Raw genomic sequence first — 16,211 nt, forward strand, 5'->3', positions numbered from 1 at the left:
ATTCCGCAATGTAACGAACTGAAGTCGTGTGACGCCTGTCGAGAGGGCGTCTGCCCGTTCCGACCGCGAGAGTGATGCTGTGGACCGACTGTAACCACTGTGCTCCGAATCACCTTTGATTGTCAACAGTGGTAGATAAAAAATCCCCCACCGGCGGGTGGGGGAGTGGTCGGTTGGGTTCCGGTCAGTACAGTTCGATGACCAATTTGCTGGATTTGGCACGGGAGACGCACAGTGCGATCTGAGTGCCCGCGGTCTTGTCGGCAGCCGAAAGGCAATTGTCTCGGTGCTCGGGTTCGCCCTCGAGTACACCGGACACGCACGACCCACAGATGCCTTCTTCGCACGACTTGAACACCTCGATGCCGTTCTCCTCGAGCACGGAGAGAATGGATCGGTCGGCAGGTATGTGGAAGGACTCACCGGTGTCCATCTCGACGGTGAATTCGGTGTCCCCGGAGGTGTCGATGTCGGAGGCGACGAAGTGTTCGATGTGAATGTTGTTCGGCCCAACGACAGGTGCGAAGATCGAGGATACCGAATCCATGAAACCTACTGGACCGCAGGTATATACGGCTGACGATGCGCCCGTCGAACCGGCCAGTCCAGCCAGTACTGCCTTCTGTTGCGCGCGGCTGATCCCGATGTGTAGGTGGACGCGGTCGCGAAATTCGGACCGCTCCTCCAACAATTCGCGGAACGCAGTGTGCTCCCGGCTGTGCGAGAAGTAGTGGAGTTCGAAGTTCGCGCCGCTATCGTGCAAGTGATACGCCATGCTCAGCAGAGGCGTGACGCCGATACCGGCCGCGATCAACAGGTGGGTGTCGGCATCTGCTGCCACCCCGAGCAGGTTCCGTGGTTCGCTGATCTCGAGTATGTCGCCTTCCCGAACGCGGTGCAACGCCTCGGATCCCCCGCGCGAGGCAATTTCGTGCTTGACCGCGATGAGCAGAGAACTCGGTTCGGAAGGGGGCCCGCACAGTGAGTACTGCCGAAGGACACCCGTCGGACCTGTCACGTCGATGTGGGCCCCGGCTTGATATGGGCCGAGGGCACCCCCGCCGTCACGAACGAGACGGAGCGAACGAATGCTGGGGGTCTCGTTCACGATGTGCGAGACAACTACTTTGACACTGGACACGGCGTCTTCCTAACGCATGTAGAGTCCGCCGTTGGCATCCCAGCATGCACCCGTGACCGACGCGGCCGCCGGAGATGCGAGAAGGGAAACCATTTCGGCGATGAATGCCGGGTCGCCCAGGCGACCGACGGGGATGGTGTGGGCGAACGAGTCGAGATTGGCGTCGCCGACGATCTCTCGAACGATCGGTGAGTCCTGCGGTCCCGGTGACACCGCGTTCACGGTGACTCCTGCCGAGGCCAGTTCTCGCGCGAAGACTTTCGTCAACGACATCACGGCACCTTTTGCCGACGCGTAGTGCCCTCCGGTGGCCGTGCCCCCGTTCTGTCCTGCCAGCGAGGCCATGTTCACTATTCGGCCGTATCTGTTGCCGGCCATGTAGCTACCGAAGACTTGGCAGGCGGTGAATGTGCCCTTGAATCCGACGGCCATCACCGAATCCAGTTCTTCGGCAGTGATGTCCATCAAGGAACGTGCCTGAGTCTTCGCGGCATTGTTGACCAGTACCTCGACCGATCCGAAGTGGTCGACGACTTCGGACAGAAGGCACTCGAGCGCAGACCTGTCACTGACATCGACCTGGAAACCACGGACCCGATCGGCGGAGCCGAGTTCGGTCGCCAATACGTTCGCGGAGTCCAGGTCGATATCTGCGACGGCGACTCGGTGACCGGTGGCGTGAAGCTTGCGCACGATGAGTTCACCGAGGCCGTGGCCGCCGCCGGTGACGACGGCAACTGGGGCGTTCACAGTAGGAACCCGGCTGCGGGAACAGCGTCTTCGCTGTCGACGAGCCGAATCACCTTGAGAACGATTCGGTCTGCGTTGCCTTCGTCGCCGAGTCGGATGCGGTATTCCACGTCTCCGGCCCACAGGTCGTGCCTACCGCGTTTGAACGCAACGATGATCTGTGAAGCGCGGAGATGAATTTCGTTGTTCGCGAACGAATCGACGACGAAACGGGACACTGTTCGGGTGGTGACGGCGGCGTCCACAGCCGCGATCGCGTAGCCCTCGGTCATACGCACCACGCGCATGTCGCGCATGCGCGCGTCGTCGTAGATCATGTTGAGTCGGTTGTCGAAGTCGTCCCCGGTGGAATCGATGGGAACCACGTACCGACCGTCCTCGGAGTACAGATCCTTCCACGTCTGGTATTGCTTGCGATCGAGTAGATCGGCCTCGCGCCAGATCAGTTCGATGGCACGCACGACACGGGTGTCTGCGATCGACAGTGCGGCGACGGCGGTGTCAGCCATTGCTCATCATCTCTTTCCACTGTGCGTAGGCTGCTCGCATACCGGTTTCGTCGGTCACGTGCGAGGTCGGCCACCCTTCGACGCTCGGCTTCTCCCGAGCGCCTCCGCGATTGACAAGGATGGGCATGTCGGGTGCGCCCTGAGCGCCGCGCTGGACTCGATCCCAGCCTTCGGCGTCGTCGGGTGTACCGAAACCGAACGGACCTTGGAAATGCTCATGCACCCGCAGTCGGGTTCTGTTGACCGGATCGACGATCTCGGCTGGGCCGTCCGGTCCGATCGCGAGGTGCTCGATGGTTGTCGCATCGACCGCGGTGGGCTCGAGTACGCGGAAAAATGCCGCCGACATCGAGACGTTGGGAAAGAGATTGAGGTTGAAGCCGGTACCGTGCATGGCGCGGACGATCTTGCGGATCGCCGGCTCGTCGAGCCCCGCAGCGGACAACTCGGCGACGAGGCCGTCGAAACGTGCTTGAAGTGGCTCGGTTCCGTCGTCGGCATCCAGGTCGGAGTGCTCGGGCACCATCTGCATCACGCTGTGCCCGTTGCCGAGATCGTGGGTGACGGCCTCCGGGTTGGTCATGAACGACATCATGTCTGCCGTTTCGGCGTCGACCGATGCCATCCACGATCGATGCACGATTGGGAAATGGTATCCGTCCGTGGTGTTTTCGAGCTGAATCTTCCAGTTTCCGTTGAAGCGGAATCGGTGCGTACCCAGAACCTTGATGGGATAGCCGCCGCCCTGCTTCATGAATCGGTCGATCCAGAGTTTGGCGTCGCCGAGAAAGTCCTCGAGTGATTCGATGTCGGAACTGAATGTCGCGAAAATCAGGCCGCCGTAGGACTCGGTGCGCAACTTCTTGAGAGAGAGTTCGCCCTTCTCGATGACACCCTCGTAGCCCTCCGGGTAGGGGATGCCTCGCAATTGTCCGTCCAAGCTGTAGGACCACGCGTGGTAAGGGCAGGTGAAACCGTTTGCGACTCCGGTCTTCTGTTCGCAGATGCTGGCCCCGCGGTGCCGGCAGCGGTTCAGCAGCGTGTTGAGCTGGCCCTTGCGGTTCTTCGTCACGATGACCGGTTGCAGGCCGACATGTGTGGACTTGAAACTGCCCGGCTTGGGCAGTTCGGACTCGTGAGCGACCCAAATCCAGGTGCTCTCGAAGATCTTGGTGATCTCCTCGTCGAATACGTCCGGGTCGGTGTAGATCCGACCCGCAACACGATCGCCCATCACCAGATCGGACGCCGGGGACTTCTGTGCTGTCTCTTCGGTGTCGTGCACGGTCATCGATATCTCCATGGCTCTTACGTTGTCCAGATTGCGAGTGGTAGCCACCGAATGACGAAGCTGAACAACGTCATTCGGTGGAGAATAGGTGCGCAGTGTTCAGTACGTACGCGGAGTGAGCGCGCGGCCGATTCGGGCTTCGATCTTGACGTACTTCCACAGCTTCCAATCGCTCGATCCGACCTCGATCGTTCGCAGGAAGTTGCAGGCTTGCTTGACGGTGTCGTGCGAATCCACGTCGGCAAGTAGGTAACAGGTCCACGGCCAGGAATCCGAGGGGCCGACCGTCGTGGCATCGTCGTCGATATCGCCGATGAAGTCGACACCGTCGAGGCCTTTGATGCCGTCGGACAGCGCGACGAACGCCGTCCAGACGTCGCCGGCCGTCACTCCGGACTCGGGGAGGTCGAAGAAGTTCTGGTTGATGCCGATACAGAACAGGACGCGAAGCGGGGTGCTGGTCATGTGTTGTCCTTCGAGGGTCATTTGAAGCCGGGGACGGTGGGCGGCTGGCCCATCAGCACTGCGCCTGCAGCGTCGTACATGGCGGGTCCGAGGAAGGCATGTTGTTGGGGAACGAGCGCGTCACCGGCCCACTGCTGGAGGGGATGCGCGGCGAAAATGGTTCCTGTGCCGGAGATTTCGATGATCTTCGTAATCGTCGATGCCGCTGCTTTCGCCAGGTGTGTCGACGCAAGCCGCAGGTGCGCGTTCTGGGTGTCGGTGGCGTCGTCGCCGCGCAGCACGGATTCCCACACTTCATCGGTCGCCTCGTAGAAGTACGCGCGGGCTGATCGCAGCGCTGCTTCCGCTTCGGCGACGGCGATGCGGTAGTACGGCCGGTCGGCCAGCTTCGGCGCTCCGGTGATGCCGGACTTGCCTGCACCGACCTTTGCTGCGTAGTCGAGCGCACTTCGAGCGACGCCGGCGCCGACCACCGCGAGAACCTGTGCAGCATAAGCGATCGTGGGGTAGTGGTAGAGGGGCTCGTCGATGGTGGCTGCTCCGCCGCGGATGAATGTCCATTCACGCGCGACCTCGACCTTGTTCACCACGAGGTCGAACGACCCGGTTCCGCGCATACCGACGACGTCCCATTCCTGAACGATGTCCACGTTCTGCGGGCGCAACAACGCCGTTCGGGGTTTTCCGCCGGTCGAGTCGTCCCCGGGAATTCCTACGCCGAGAATGTCCGCACCCATCGATCCGCTGGCAAACTTCCAGCGGCCGTCGACCAGGAATCCGCGGTCGGTTGCTGCCGCTGGCTGCACCGGAAACAGCCCGCCTGCGAACACGACATCAGGGCCGTCGGCGTACAGCTCGGCCTGGGTGTCGACCGGTAGCGCCGCAAGGTAGATCAAGGCGGAACCGAAGCTCGCGACCCAGCCGGCCGATCCGTCCACGACGGAAATCTTCTCGATGGTGCGTAGAAAATCCGCCGGGGCCTGGGGATCACCGCCGAAGCACCGAGGGGTGGCAGCCCGGTAGATACCGACTTCCTTGAGACGCTCGACGAAGTCCGTGGATACGAAACGCTGATCACGAAACTCCGTCCGCCGCTGCGCTAGTTCGACCAGTACGTCGTCGAGAGTCGCGGTCTTCTCTGTCTCGGGTGGGGCGTGCTGCGTAAGTGTCATGGCCGTCTCCTTGTGCCTCGAGCCTCGTGCCCTGTTTCGTTGTCTCCGACCGTAATGCGAGTCACGTCACGCCGAAATCGGTAAAGAGTGCGGTCGGCAGGGGGTGCGTCCATCACACCCATAGGTAATTTCTTCAGTACCCCGGCAAGTGCGCGTTTCCGCACACCGATCGATCGGCCACGCATACGCTCGGAAATATGTCCATCGATCCACGTGCACCGGAGATGGTGCCGGCCGATTTCGTCGAGATGATGAATGCCGCACAGGTATGCGTGCTGGTTCACGACGGGGCCACCAAGAGCATCCTGTGGGCCAATCCTGCCGCGTGCGCGATGCTGGAATTCGACCTGGACGAAATTCGTCCACTCAAAGCCAACGACATGAGCAGCTCTGCGCAGCAATACGACCGGGTGGTGGGTCGCGCATGGTTGCACGAGGCAGTGGAACGGGGCGGCAGTCGCATCGAGTGGCACTACCGATCGAAATCGGGCCGCATCATCCCGACCGACGCGATCGCGACGCGGATCGAATTGGCGCGGGGTCCTGCGGTGTTGGTGCAATTTCGGGACATCGAAAGTGAGCAGCGCACCGAACGTGCCTTGAGGTCGACGACGACATACGTCGACGCTCTGGCCAGAAACACCTCGACGATCGTCTTCGTGTTGGACGACACGGGCTCGATCGAATTCGCCACCGACACTGCGATGAAACACCTCGGGATCGATCCGGGCGTGGAACCGCCGGCCGGCCGATCGCTCGCTTCGTATGCGTCTTTCCACATAGCCGGCCGCCGAGCGACGTGGAGCGAACTCGTCGTCGACGCAAGTCCGGTGGCGTCCGTCCGGCTGGAAGTGCCTGACGGCGACACACGAACACTGTGGCTGGACGGTAGCGTCGAGAGGCTGCAGGAGAACGAGGTGAACTCATACCTGATGCTGCTGCACGACGTGTCCGACCGCGTGCGTACAGAAGAGATGCGCGGATTGGAATTGCAGCGAGAGAACTACCTGGCCCGCTACAACGCCATGGGGGACATGGCAATGGCCATCGCACACGAGTTGGGACAGCCCCTCGCAGCCGCAGGAAATTTCCTGGCCGGAATCGAAACCATTCTGAACGGTCACGGCCCGCTCGACACACGGGTGCAGTACGGCCTCGCGTCCGCGCGCCGGCAGATCGAGAGGGCGGCAACGATCGTCGCCACGTTGCGGGCTTTCGTCGGACACCTCGAGCAGATAGAACAGACTGCCGACCTCAACACCGTCGTCACCGAATGCCTCTACTTCGTTCGCCTACGCGCAGAACAGAATTCCGTGCAGATCAGGTTCGAGCTCGCGGACGAGCCGGTGCAGGTGCTCTGCGAGCGCGTCTTGACGGGTCAGGTCATCATCAACCTCTGCTTCAATGCGATCGACGAAATGGCTCAGTGCGCGCTCGAGGACCGAACGATCACGCTGTCGACCAGCAACCGCGAAGACGGAGGTGCCTTCGCGGTGAGCGATCGCGGAAGGGGGCTGCAGCGTAACCCCTTCGAGGAATCGTTCACCACGAAGCGGTCGGGCAGCGGAATCGGTCTTGCGCTCAGTTACCGGATCATCACCAGGCAGCACGGCTCCATCTGGTACACCCCAGGAGCAGAGGGTGGTTCGGTGTTCGGTTTCGTGCTTCCGACGGTGGGACCGGACGCAGAGTCCTCGGGGGCAGACGAGCATTCGATGTAGGGGAATTCTTCAGGCCCAGCAAGGAACTCTTCATTCCGGTTCCTCCGCCCAGCTCGTAGCGTCGACCCATGATCTTCGGTAGCTGAGTACGCCGTGGCCGGACCTATCTTGGAGAGCGACGTATGGACGACACACGCGAGCACATGACTTTGATGTGCTACAACGACACTCACGGGTATGGATGGCGGCACGTCGACCTGTTCATGCACGATCACGACGGCAACGAGCTGAACTGGGTGCACTGGCAGGTCAAGGCGGACGGACCGGATGCGGCAGATCTGGCGACCGCACGTGCCGAGCCGTACCTCCGGCGTGTATCGGACTGGCGGCATTTCGTCAGCGCGAGCGGCATGGACTACTGGACTGCGGACGCCGTCTGGGGCGAAGCGTGAACGTCAGATCATCGCTGTACCAGCCGTGGTCGCTGGCCGATCTCGTCGATGACCTCGAAGCCGGGCGGATCACCGGAGCGGACGTCTGGAACCGCTCTCGATCTCGGATCGACGAAACCGAAAACGATGTGGCGGCGTGGGTCGTACACGCGCCGCCGGCCGAGTCCGATGGTCCGGTAGGTCCACTGGGCGGAATCCCGTTGGGCGTCAAGGACATCATCGACGTCGAGGGCATGCCGACCAAGTGTGGAACGGATTTGTATGCCACGCGAGGGCCCGAAACATCCGATGCGGCCATCGTCGGCGCTTGGCGCAGTGCTGGTGCCGTGCCCGCAGGCAAGACGGTCTCGACCGAGTTCGCTTTCTTCGCTCCAGGGCCGACGCGCAATCCTGCTGCTCCGAGCCGCACTCCGGGGGGTTCTTCGAGCGGTTCGGCAGCAGCGGTAGCGTCCGGGCAGGTGCCCCTTGCGCTCGGTTCGCAGACCGCCGGATCGGTAACCCGACCAGCGTCGTATTGCGGCGTCGCATCGATGGTCATGACCCGGGGGCTCCATTCGACCGACGGCGTCACCGGTCTGAGTGCGAGCTTGGACAGTCACGGACTCTACGCAGCTCGAGTACGCGATCTGGCATGCGCCTGGTCGGCATTCGCCGCGAAGAAAGTCGTTCTGGGTTGTCTGTCTCACCGCCCGCGGGTTTTGCTTTGGGATGCTACCGAACTCGGTGTGGTCGAGCCGCCGATGTCCCACGCCGTCGACGAACTCGGTCGGGCAATTCGTGCAGACGGAGCGCAGCTCGCGAAACCCTCGTCGACCGATGCCGTGTTCGATGCCACCATTGCCCATGCGGTGGTCATGGCCTACGAGGCGGCGCTGGAAAGAAGTGCGCTCTTCGCAGACATCGACCGGCTCAGCGAGCCGTTGGCTGCACTCCTACGGCGTGGAGCGGCAACCACCACCGCCGACTACTACGCCGCCGGCACGGTCATTGCCGAGTCGCGAGAACGCATCATCCGCCTCTTCGACAACGCCGATGTCATCGTGGGGCCGGCTGCGCCGGGTGTAGCTCCGGCGGGTTTGACCGCAACCGGGGATCCTGTGTTGAGCCGGGCATGGCAGGCCTGGGGGCTGCCCGTCGTCACAGTGCCGGGACTGACCGACTCCGTCGGCTTGCCCCTGGGAATCCAGGTCATCGGCCCACCGAATTCCGAGTCGCAACTGCTGGCAAGTGCCTGGTGGATCTCCGAGGTGATCGCGTCGTCGGCCTGAACGTGAACTCCGAGGACATCGATTTTCCTTTCTGCATCGATCACAATCAATTCCACCGAACACAGGAGGCGGCCATGACCGCAGTATCGAATTTCACCACTGAACTCTTCATCGAGGGAGGTTGGAGCGGCGGTGGCGCAGGAACATTCGAATCCTTCGACCCCTCGACGGGTGAGAAGCTTGCCGACATCGCCTCTGCCAGTGCGAGCGACGTCGATCGCGCCGTCTCCGCAGCGCAGGCCGCGTTGACCGGATCCTGGGCGGCCGTTCCGCCGTCACACAAGGGACAGTTGTTGAACAAGCTGGCCGATCTGGTCGACCGCGATGCCGAAATTCTGGCCCGGCTCGAGTCGCTCGACATGGGCGGATTGTTCTTCCTCGGAAAGATGATGTTCGTCCCCAATCTTGTTGCCTCGCTGCGGTACTACGCAGGATGGGCTGACAAGATCAACGGTGAGACGCTTGCGAACGACGGGTACATGGGCCGTCCCACCTTCGCCTACACACGCCGCGAACCGGTCGGCGTGATCGCCGCCATCATCCCCTGGAATGCCCCGCTGATGATTCTCGGGTGGAAACTGGCTCCCGCACTCGCCACGGGTAACACGGTCATCGTCAAGCCCGCCGAGGATGCGTCCCTGTCCATCCTGCACCTTGCGAAGCTGATCGAGGAGGCCGGGTTCCCGGCCGGCGTCGTGCAGGTCCTGCCGGGTATCGGAGCGGTCACCGGTGAAGCACTGACGACGCATTCCGGGATCGCCAAGGTGTCGTTCACCGGATCCACTGCCGTCGGTCGTCGAATCCTGGTCAACTCCGCAGCGGACTTCAAGCGCACCACACTCGAACTCGGCGGCAAATCGCCACAGATCATCTTCGGAGATGCCGACCTCGAGTCCGCGGTGGGTGGCGCAGCAATGGGGCTCTTCACCAACTCGGGCGAGGTGTGCGCGGCGGGCACGCGGATCTTCGCTCACCGGTCGGTCTACGACGATGTGGTGGAAGGCCTCGGTGCTGCCGCTGAGGCGCAGGTTCTGGGCAACCCCTTCGAGGAGACCACGACGATGGGTCCGCTTATCAATGCGAAGCAGAAGGATCGCGTCCTGGGCTACATCGAGCAGGGCAAGTCCGAGGGGGCGCGCCTGGTGGCGGGTGGTACAGAACGCGGCGGGGAAGGTAACGACCGTGGCCATTTCGTCCGGCCGACGGTGTTCGCAGGGACCAACGATCTCACGATCGCGCGCGAGGAGATCTTCGGACCGGTGGGGATAGTCGTTCCGTTCGATGACGACGCAGAGGCGATCGCACTCGCCAACGACAATCAATACGGCCTGGCGGCCACGCTCTGGACAACCGATCTGAGACGGGCCCACACCGTGTCGGCTGCTCTGCAGGCCGGCGCCGTTGCAGTCAACGGATGGTCGCCGTTGGCACCGCAATTGCCCTGGGGCGGAGTCAAAGCCAGTGGTCTGGGACGAGAACTCGGGTACGAGGGAATCCTGGCCAACACCGAGGCGAAGACCGTCACGATCGTTCTATGAGCGACCCCGCCGAAGCCGTCGACCCACCGGTCGGCGGCTTCCGCTGTGCGGGTGGCGATCCACGGCTAGGCTCGGAACTCATGGAAGCCGCGAAGCCCACCGTCGTTCACGTGGTGGACGACGACGAAGACCTCAGGCAATCACTTGCGTTTCTACTGCAGAGTGTGGGAATCGAGGCGTTGACCTATCCGACCGCCACGGCATTTCTCGAAGAAATGGACGCGGCCGAACCCGGTGTCGTCATTGTCGATGTGAGAATGCCGGGCATGAGCGGTTTCGAGTTGCAGGACGAGTTGGTCAGACGCGAATATCCGGCACCCATAATCTTCTGTTCTGCGCACGGAGATATTCCTATGTCGGTACGTGCTCTCCGCGCGGGTGCCGTCGATTTTCTCGAAAAGCCGTACGAGCCTCAGCGCATGCTCGAAGTCGTCCAGGAGCAATTGCGACTGGCTGCCGGTGTGTTCACAGAGCGTGAGGAACGTGCCCGCGTACACCGACGCCTCGATACACTCACACCCCGGGAGCGAGAGGTATTGCGACTGGTGGTCGAAGGCATGGCCAGCCAGCAGATCGCGCGTCGTCTGGGCACCAGCGTCAAGACCGTCGATGTGCACCGCGCTCGTATCAAGGCCAAGACCGAGGCCGAGAGTCTGGGAACCCTCGTCCGCGATGTGTTGGCGTGGCGAGTGACTGTCTGATCGATTTCGGCGATCGCTCGACACGGTAGGGCTAAAGGTTTCCCGCCTACCTGTAAGTGAGTACGGGAAATTAATTTGGAGTCATACCAATTCGGTTATCCGTCGAGAATGCTCAGGAGATCGACATGCCCAACGCAGTGGCAATAGAGGATGCGCAGAGAACGTTTCGGGAAGTGACGGGGCACTACCCGACGGGAGTCGCGGTGGTGACCGGTGTCCATCCCACGGGCGAATTGCTTGCGCTCGTGGTCGGCACATTCAGTTCCGTTTCGCTGGATCCACCGCTGGTGTCTTTCATGCCCATGAAGACCTCGCGCACCTTCACGAAGATGGAGGAGTGTTCTTCGCTGTGCATCAACATCGTCGGCGGCGATCAGGAACGCGAGGTGATGTCGATCGCCCAGCGCTGGGAGAACAAATTCGACGGAATCGATTGGTACCCATCGCCACACGGAAGCCCGGCTCTCACCGACGCGATCGGATGGATCGATACCGAGATATGGAAGACCGTCGACGCCGGCGATCATTGGATCGTGCTCTGCGAGGTTCAGGACATGGCGATCACGAACCCGGTGTCCCCGCTGATCTTCTTCCAGGGCGGCTACGGCAGCTTCGTCTGTACTTCGTTACTCGCCCGGATGGACCACGAAATTCTCCCGGCCATTCACGCCGCCCATGCTGCACGCTCCGAGGTCGAAGCTCTCGCCGCCGAGATCGGTTGCGAAGTATCGGTTTTGACTGCGGTCAGTGCCGACGAGATGGCCACGGTGCTCTCTGCGACAGCACCGGGCGTCGATCGCGATGCTGCTCTGGCGCAGCGGATACCGATCGTCCCGCCGATCGGTGACTCGTACGTCTTCGCTCTCCCGGAAGCCGAGCAGAATCGCTGGATCGACAAGCTGAAGGGTGACGAGAAGGACACGCAGGTTCACAGGAACCGGCTCGACTTCATCCGCGAACACGGGTACGGGATCTCATTCCTTCCCTCCGAGGGCTCCGCGGCGTACACGGAGATGCGTCAGGCCACCAAACAGTACGAGTCGGGCCGCCTTACTCCCCGGCAAGAACGAGACATCCGTGCCCGAATCGGTAGGACCTCGGTCGACTACCGGCCGCAGATGCTCGACGCCGAGGGCTCGTACAACGTCGGGTCCGTCGTGCTGCCGGTCCGCGATCCGGCTGGGCGACACACGTTGACGCTCAGGCTCGCTCAGGTACCACAGAACGCGCAGGGGAGCCAGGTGTCAGCATGGATAGACCAGGCTCGTAACGTTGTGACTGTGTTGGAAGCAGCCCCGGCCGATGGACCTGGTGCGCTTACCGACGCGTCGGTGAGAATCTGAGCCTCGAACAACCGCAACAACGACAAGCCCCGTGCCCGACGGCACGGGGCTTGTCGCGTACGAGAAGTCCTCTTCGTCGAGAACCGATCGAGCCGGTACCCAACTCGGTGGGTACCGGCTCGACGCAGCACAGGGCCGCTCGTGGTTCTCTCAGGTCGAAGGGGTGGCGCCGTCGCGATCCGGTGACTGCAACGGTGCTCGGCGGCTGTCGATGAGGTGCCCACCGACCACGCCTGCGATGAACACCAGGCAGAGCACCACGAGGAACGTGGTGGCGACTGCTACAGAACCGCCGATGAGGGTAGTGAAATTGTCCAGGACCAGAACGGTGATGGCGATGAGGCCGATGCTGCCGAGGACAGGAGCGATTCGGGTGTTCCAGCGGCGAGAGTCGACATTGCTGCGGCGAAAGAACACGACGATGGCGAAACTGGTCAAGACCATCACCGCGAGGATCGCGACGATCGCCACGCCGGACATCCAGGTGAAGAGTTGAAGTACCGGATCTGCACCCACGAGTGCGAAGATTCCGACGAGAACGACTGCGGATGCCGTTTGCAGTATCGATCCCCGGTGCGGTGAGCCGTGTGAGGGATGCACCGCCGCGAAGCGCGCCGGTGCGTAACCCGAACGGGCCAACGCGAACACGTATCGTGAGATGGCCGAGTGAAATGCGAGCACAGCCGCGAACAAACTCGTCACCAGCATGATCGCAATGATGTCCGCGGCCAACGGGGAGAGGTACACCGCTACTGCGTCGAACGTAAGATTTGCAGTGTCTTTGCTTGCCGCAGTGGCGATCTTGTCGCTGCCGTACGCCAGCACCAACGCCCAACTGCACACTGCGTACAGGGCCCCGATCAAAATGATGGCTACATAGGTCGCGATCGGTACGGTTCGTTTGGCGTCGCGCGCTTCTTCCCCGTAGATGGCTGTCGCCTCGAACCCGACGAACGATCCGACCGCGAACATCATGGCAATGCCGGGGGAGGCCGAGAAGAAGGCGTGCGGGGTGAACGAATCGACGTCGATACCGTGCGCTCCGCCTTTGATGAACACGGCTGCCGAAAGTGCCACGATGGCAACGATTTCGAGGACAAGCAAGACCCCGAGCACCTTCGTCCCCACCTCGATGTTGCGATATCCGACCAGCGCGACGCAGGCAATGAGCGCGAAAGCCCACACCCACCAGGGGAGGTCGGGGCCGCCGTACTGGACGACTAGTGAGTCGATTGCATTCGCCGCGAGTCCGTAGATTCCGGCCTGGATTGCGGTGTAAGCGAAGATCGCCAACGCCGCGGCACCGACTCCCATTCGCGCGTCGAATCCCTTGGTGACATAGGCGTAGAACGCGCCGGTGTCTGTGATGTGGCTGCTCATGGCCGCGTAGCCCACGCTGAAGACCAGCAGGACCAGCGCGGCCACCACGTAGGTCGACGGTGCGCCGGCACCGTTGCCGAGGGCGATCATGACCGGAAGGGAACCGGCGACCGTGGTCAGGGGAGAGGCGGCTGCAAGAACGAGGAAGACGATTCCTGCCACCCCGATGGACCCTCTCAATTGGTTCGAGTTCGATGACATCTTGGGTGTCCTTGTCCGCGTTGGGCTCACACGCAAAGGTGAGAATCTACGTATGTTGACTGATCCGACGAAGCTACCGCTGATGTGACGTGGCGTACATAGGGGTTTTCCTTATCGGGTGACCCCGGTCCTTTCCGATCTATCGATTTCTGTGACTTGTCGATCGCACCGAAACAGGTTCTATGTCATCGATGGATTGCCCGCCCACTGTGGGCAGGCTCATGCCGGCGTCTGCATGGGCTGAAACGCGATCGAACAGAGGGGCCACTATCGGTGCGCCAACTCGAAGCCGTACTCGGTGTCACACTGCTGACTAGGACCACGCGATACGTCGGTCTCGAGTGGATGTCGCGTTGCCGCCGGATCTCGATGCGGAGGTGCGGACCGGCACGCTCGCACGGAAAAAGGCGTACTCGTTGCACCTTGTTCCGAGGGAATCGAAACGAATCTCTCATGGCACGGCGAACTCATCGGCAGCGATGGTCTTCCGGATATGCAGTGGTGCGACGCTACCGCCGACCCAGGTCGGTGGGAACAGTTCGGATCGTGATGAGTCGATAGCTGGTCAGCAGCGCTCCGATACCTCAGTGTTGCGCAGTCACATCAGCGAAAGAAGCGTCGGAGCATGATCGAAATAGCGCAATTGACCAAGACGTACGGGACGGGGGAGAGTCGAACCGTCGTCCTCGACCGCTTGGATTTCACGGTGCAATCCGGCGAGATCCTGGCCGTTGTCGGCCCCAGTGGTGCCGGCAAAAGCACACTGGCCCAGTGCATCAACCTGCTGACTCGGCCCACCTCGGGCTCGGTGATCGTCAACGGAGACGACCTGGCGCAGTTGAACGCCAAGCAGCTTCGGGTCGCGCGCCGCCGCATCGGCACGGTGTTTCAGTCGTCGAGTCTGCTCTCGCGTCGAACGGTGGCGGAGAACGTCGCCTTGCCCCTGGACTTCCTGGGGGCCACGAAGGCCGAGACGGCCAGGCGTGTGGGCGAGCTTCTCGAGCGAGTAGGTCTGTCCGACAAAGCTGCTCGCTACCCGTTTCAGCTCTCGGGCGGCCAGCGTCAACGAGTGGGAATTGCGCGAGCACTGGCACTTCGACCGTCGGTGCTGCTCTCCGACGAGGCAACCTCCGGCCTGGATCCGCAGACCACCGAATCGGTGGTCGAGTTGCTGCGCGAACTTCGTCGCGACCTCGACCTCGCCATCGTGTTCATCACCCACGAGATGGATACCGTTCTGCGAGCCGCAGATTCGGTGGCCAGGCTCGATCACGGCAGGATCGTCGAATCCGGGAAGCTGGTCGATCTGCTGACCGACCACACCTCGGCGCTCGGCAACGAGCTGCGCCCCCGGCGTGACGACGCCCAGGCTGCGGCCGACGACGTGCAATGGAACGTGACCTACGACTCGCCCGATGTTCCGCAGGACTGGATCGGGCGGCTGGGCCAGGATTTGGGCGCACCGGTCGCGCTGTTGGGAGCGTCCGTGCAGGTTGTGGCCGGAGTGGCTGTCGGCAGCGCGTCGCTGGGCATCGGTGCCCACCTGAGTGGACGCGTCCCCGGTGCGCTCACGGCTCTGGGATTATCTGGCTCTGCGAACACCCAGCAGCCGATCCTCGAGGCCGCGTCGTGATCGCAATTGTGGCCGCAGGCAACAAGGTTCCGGTCGATGAGCTGTCTGCTCTGCTCCTGCCTGCGCTCGGCGACACCCTCACGATGGTCGGGATCGTGATGTTCATCGTAGTGCTCGTCGGTGTGCCACTCGGTGCGGTGTTGTTCAACCTCGGTCCCGGCGGATTGTTCGAGAACCCGGTGCTCCATGCGCCGATCAGCTGGATCGTCAGTATCGGTCGGTCGTTGCCGTTTCTGATCTTGATGGCTGCACTGGTTCCGGTCACGCGATGGATCACCGGAACCAACATCGGTATCGCCGCCGCTGTGGTGCCGATGTCGTTGGCGGGCATTGCATTCTTCACCCGCATAGTCGAGAACTCTCTGCGCTCTGTTCCGACGTCGGTGGTCGACGTTGCCCGGGCGTCGGGTGGCTCCACACTGCAGGTCACCACCACGCAGCTGTCCGAGGCTGTGCCGTCGATCATCGGCGGGCTGACCATCAACGTCATTGCCATGATCGAGTACTCGGCTATTGCCGGAACCATCGGTGCAGGCGGAATCGGTTATGTTGCAGTCACATACGGCTACCAGCGATTCGATCACACCGTCATGATCGCGACGATCGTCATCCTGATTCTCACCGTCGCCGCCGTCCAGCTCGTCGGCGATGCACTTGTTCGCTACACCACACCCCATCAGCGCGCCTTGCGCACTGTCTGAACCAC

15 protein-coding genes are annotated in these 16,211 nt (G+C 62.1%); 8 read left to right on the top strand and 7 right to left on the bottom strand.

The window, feature by feature from the left end; all coding sequences use genetic code 11:
• Positions 1 to 184 precede the first annotated feature (184 nt).
• The 6 genes from O4220_RS11550 to O4220_RS11575 all read right to left on the bottom strand — a co-directional run bounded on the left by O4220_RS11550 (position 185) and on the right by O4220_RS11575 (position 5,328).
• Positions 185 to 1,141 (bottom strand): PDR/VanB family oxidoreductase, encoded by a 957-nt coding sequence (locus tag O4220_RS11550; RefSeq protein WP_269604242.1) that lies wholly within the window; start codon positions 1,139 to 1,141, stop codon positions 185 to 187.
• Between the two features lie 9 nt (positions 1,142 to 1,150).
• Positions 1,151 to 1,891 carry an SDR family NAD(P)-dependent oxidoreductase gene (locus O4220_RS11555; protein ID WP_269604244.1) on the bottom strand — a complete coding sequence of 247 codons (741 nt, stop codon included), beginning with the start codon at positions 1,889 to 1,891 and terminating at the stop codon, positions 1,151 to 1,153.
• Positions 1,888 to 2,400 (bottom strand): aromatic-ring-hydroxylating dioxygenase subunit beta, encoded by a 513-nt coding sequence (locus O4220_RS11560; protein WP_269604247.1) that lies wholly within the window; start codon positions 2,398 to 2,400, stop codon positions 1,888 to 1,890. Before O4220_RS11560 ends, O4220_RS11555 begins: the two co-directional genes overlap by 4 nt.
• Positions 2,393 to 3,691 carry an aromatic ring-hydroxylating oxygenase subunit alpha gene (locus O4220_RS11565; protein WP_269604249.1) on the bottom strand — a complete coding sequence of 433 codons (1,299 nt, stop codon included), beginning with the start codon at positions 3,689 to 3,691 and terminating at the stop codon, positions 2,393 to 2,395. The genes O4220_RS11560 and O4220_RS11565 overlap by 8 nt, the downstream gene beginning before the upstream one ends.
• A 99-nt stretch (positions 3,692 to 3,790) precedes the next feature.
• Positions 3,791 to 4,156, bottom strand: coding sequence for a hypothetical protein (locus O4220_RS11570; RefSeq protein ID WP_269604252.1), 366 nt, complete (start codon positions 4,154 to 4,156; stop codon positions 3,791 to 3,793).
• Between the two features lie 17 nt (positions 4,157 to 4,173).
• Positions 4,174 to 5,328, bottom strand: coding sequence for a flavin-dependent monooxygenase (locus O4220_RS11575; RefSeq protein WP_269604253.1), 1,155 nt, complete (start codon positions 5,326 to 5,328; stop codon positions 4,174 to 4,176).
• Positions 5,329 to 5,525: 197 nt separating this feature from the next.
• On the opposite strand from O4220_RS11575, the gene O4220_RS11580 reads away from it, so the two are divergent.
• From O4220_RS11580 to O4220_RS11605, 6 genes are all read left to right on the top strand, one after another.
• The gene (locus O4220_RS11580) at positions 5,526 to 7,049 is read left to right on the top strand and encodes a PAS domain-containing sensor histidine kinase (RefSeq protein ID WP_269604256.1); all 1,524 of its coding nucleotides are present in this window, start codon (positions 5,526 to 5,528) and stop codon (positions 7,047 to 7,049) included.
• Between the two features lie 122 nt (positions 7,050 to 7,171).
• Positions 7,172 to 7,441, top strand: a complete 270-nt coding sequence (locus O4220_RS11585; protein WP_269604258.1) for a hypothetical protein — start codon at positions 7,172 to 7,174, stop codon at positions 7,439 to 7,441.
• Positions 7,438 to 8,709 (top strand): amidase family protein, encoded by a 1,272-nt coding sequence (locus tag O4220_RS11590; protein ID WP_269604260.1) that lies wholly within the window; start codon positions 7,438 to 7,440, stop codon positions 8,707 to 8,709. The genes O4220_RS11585 and O4220_RS11590 overlap by 4 nt, the downstream gene beginning before the upstream one ends.
• A gap of 74 nt (positions 8,710 to 8,783) precedes the next feature.
• Positions 8,784 to 10,247, top strand: a complete 1,464-nt coding sequence (locus tag O4220_RS11595; protein ID WP_269604262.1) for an aldehyde dehydrogenase family protein — start codon at positions 8,784 to 8,786, stop codon at positions 10,245 to 10,247.
• Positions 10,248 to 10,327: 80 nt separating this feature from the next.
• Positions 10,328 to 10,948, top strand: coding sequence for a response regulator transcription factor (locus O4220_RS11600; RefSeq protein ID WP_269604597.1), 621 nt, complete (start codon positions 10,328 to 10,330; stop codon positions 10,946 to 10,948).
• 125 nt (positions 10,949 to 11,073) lie between these two features.
• Complete coding sequence (locus O4220_RS11605; protein WP_269604264.1) at positions 11,074 to 12,291, top strand: flavin reductase family protein; 1,218 nt, start codon at positions 11,074 to 11,076, stop codon at positions 12,289 to 12,291.
• Between the two features lie 150 nt (positions 12,292 to 12,441).
• Here the strand turns inward: O4220_RS11605 and O4220_RS11610 are convergent, their stop codons facing one another.
• A complete protein-coding gene (locus O4220_RS11610) occupies positions 12,442 to 13,872 on the bottom strand; it encodes an APC family permease (RefSeq protein WP_269604266.1) in 1,431 nt (476 codons plus the stop codon).
• 625 nt (positions 13,873 to 14,497) lie between these two features.
• Between O4220_RS11610 and O4220_RS11615 the strand changes: the two genes are divergently transcribed.
• Positions 14,498 to 15,505 (top strand): methionine ABC transporter ATP-binding protein, encoded by a 1,008-nt coding sequence (locus tag O4220_RS11615; protein WP_269604268.1) that lies wholly within the window; start codon positions 14,498 to 14,500, stop codon positions 15,503 to 15,505.
• Positions 15,506 to 15,588: 83 nt separating this feature from the next.
• The gene (locus tag O4220_RS11620) at positions 15,589 to 16,206 is read left to right on the top strand and encodes a methionine ABC transporter permease (protein ID WP_269604599.1); all 618 of its coding nucleotides are present in this window, start codon (positions 15,589 to 15,591) and stop codon (positions 16,204 to 16,206) included.
• The last annotated feature ends 5 nt before the right edge of the window (positions 16,207 to 16,211 follow it).

The sequence above is a fragment of the Rhodococcus ruber genome (genome assembly GCF_027270735.1).
GTDB classification, from domain to species: domain Bacteria; phylum Actinomycetota; class Actinomycetes; order Mycobacteriales; family Mycobacteriaceae; genus Rhodococcoides; species Rhodococcoides rubrum_A.

Bases quoted from the DNA above. Each gene is read 5' to 3' on its own strand.
- O4220_RS11560 (WP_269604247.1), bottom strand. From the start codon at position 2,400: ATGGCTGACACCGCCGTCGCCGCACTGTCGATCGCAGACACCCGTGTC.
- O4220_RS11565 (WP_269604249.1), bottom strand. From the start codon at position 3,691: ATGACCGTGCACGACACCGAAGAGACAGCACAGAAGTCCCCGGCGTCC.
- O4220_RS11570 (WP_269604252.1), bottom strand. From the start codon at position 4,156: ATGACCAGCACCCCGCTTCGCGTCCTGTTCTGTATCGGCATCAACCAG.
- O4220_RS11575 (WP_269604253.1), bottom strand. From the start codon at position 5,328: ATGACACTTACGCAGCACGCCCCACCCGAGACAGAGAAGACCGCGACT.
- O4220_RS11580 (WP_269604256.1), top strand. From the start codon at position 5,526: ATGTCCATCGATCCACGTGCACCGGAGATGGTGCCGGCCGATTTCGTC.
- O4220_RS11585 (WP_269604258.1), top strand. From the start codon at position 7,172: ATGGACGACACACGCGAGCACATGACTTTGATGTGCTACAACGACACT.
- O4220_RS11595 (WP_269604262.1), top strand. From the start codon at position 8,784: ATGACCGCAGTATCGAATTTCACCACTGAACTCTTCATCGAGGGAGGT.
- O4220_RS11600 (WP_269604597.1), top strand. From the start codon at position 10,328: ATGGAAGCCGCGAAGCCCACCGTCGTTCACGTGGTGGACGACGACGAA.
- O4220_RS11605 (WP_269604264.1), top strand. From the start codon at position 11,074: ATGCCCAACGCAGTGGCAATAGAGGATGCGCAGAGAACGTTTCGGGAA.
- O4220_RS11610 (WP_269604266.1), bottom strand. From the start codon at position 13,872: ATGTCATCGAACTCGAACCAATTGAGAGGGTCCATCGGGGTGGCAGGA.
- O4220_RS11615 (WP_269604268.1), top strand. From the start codon at position 14,498: ATGATCGAAATAGCGCAATTGACCAAGACGTACGGGACGGGGGAGAGT.
- O4220_RS11620 (WP_269604599.1), top strand. From the start codon at position 15,589: ATGGTCGGGATCGTGATGTTCATCGTAGTGCTCGTCGGTGTGCCACTC.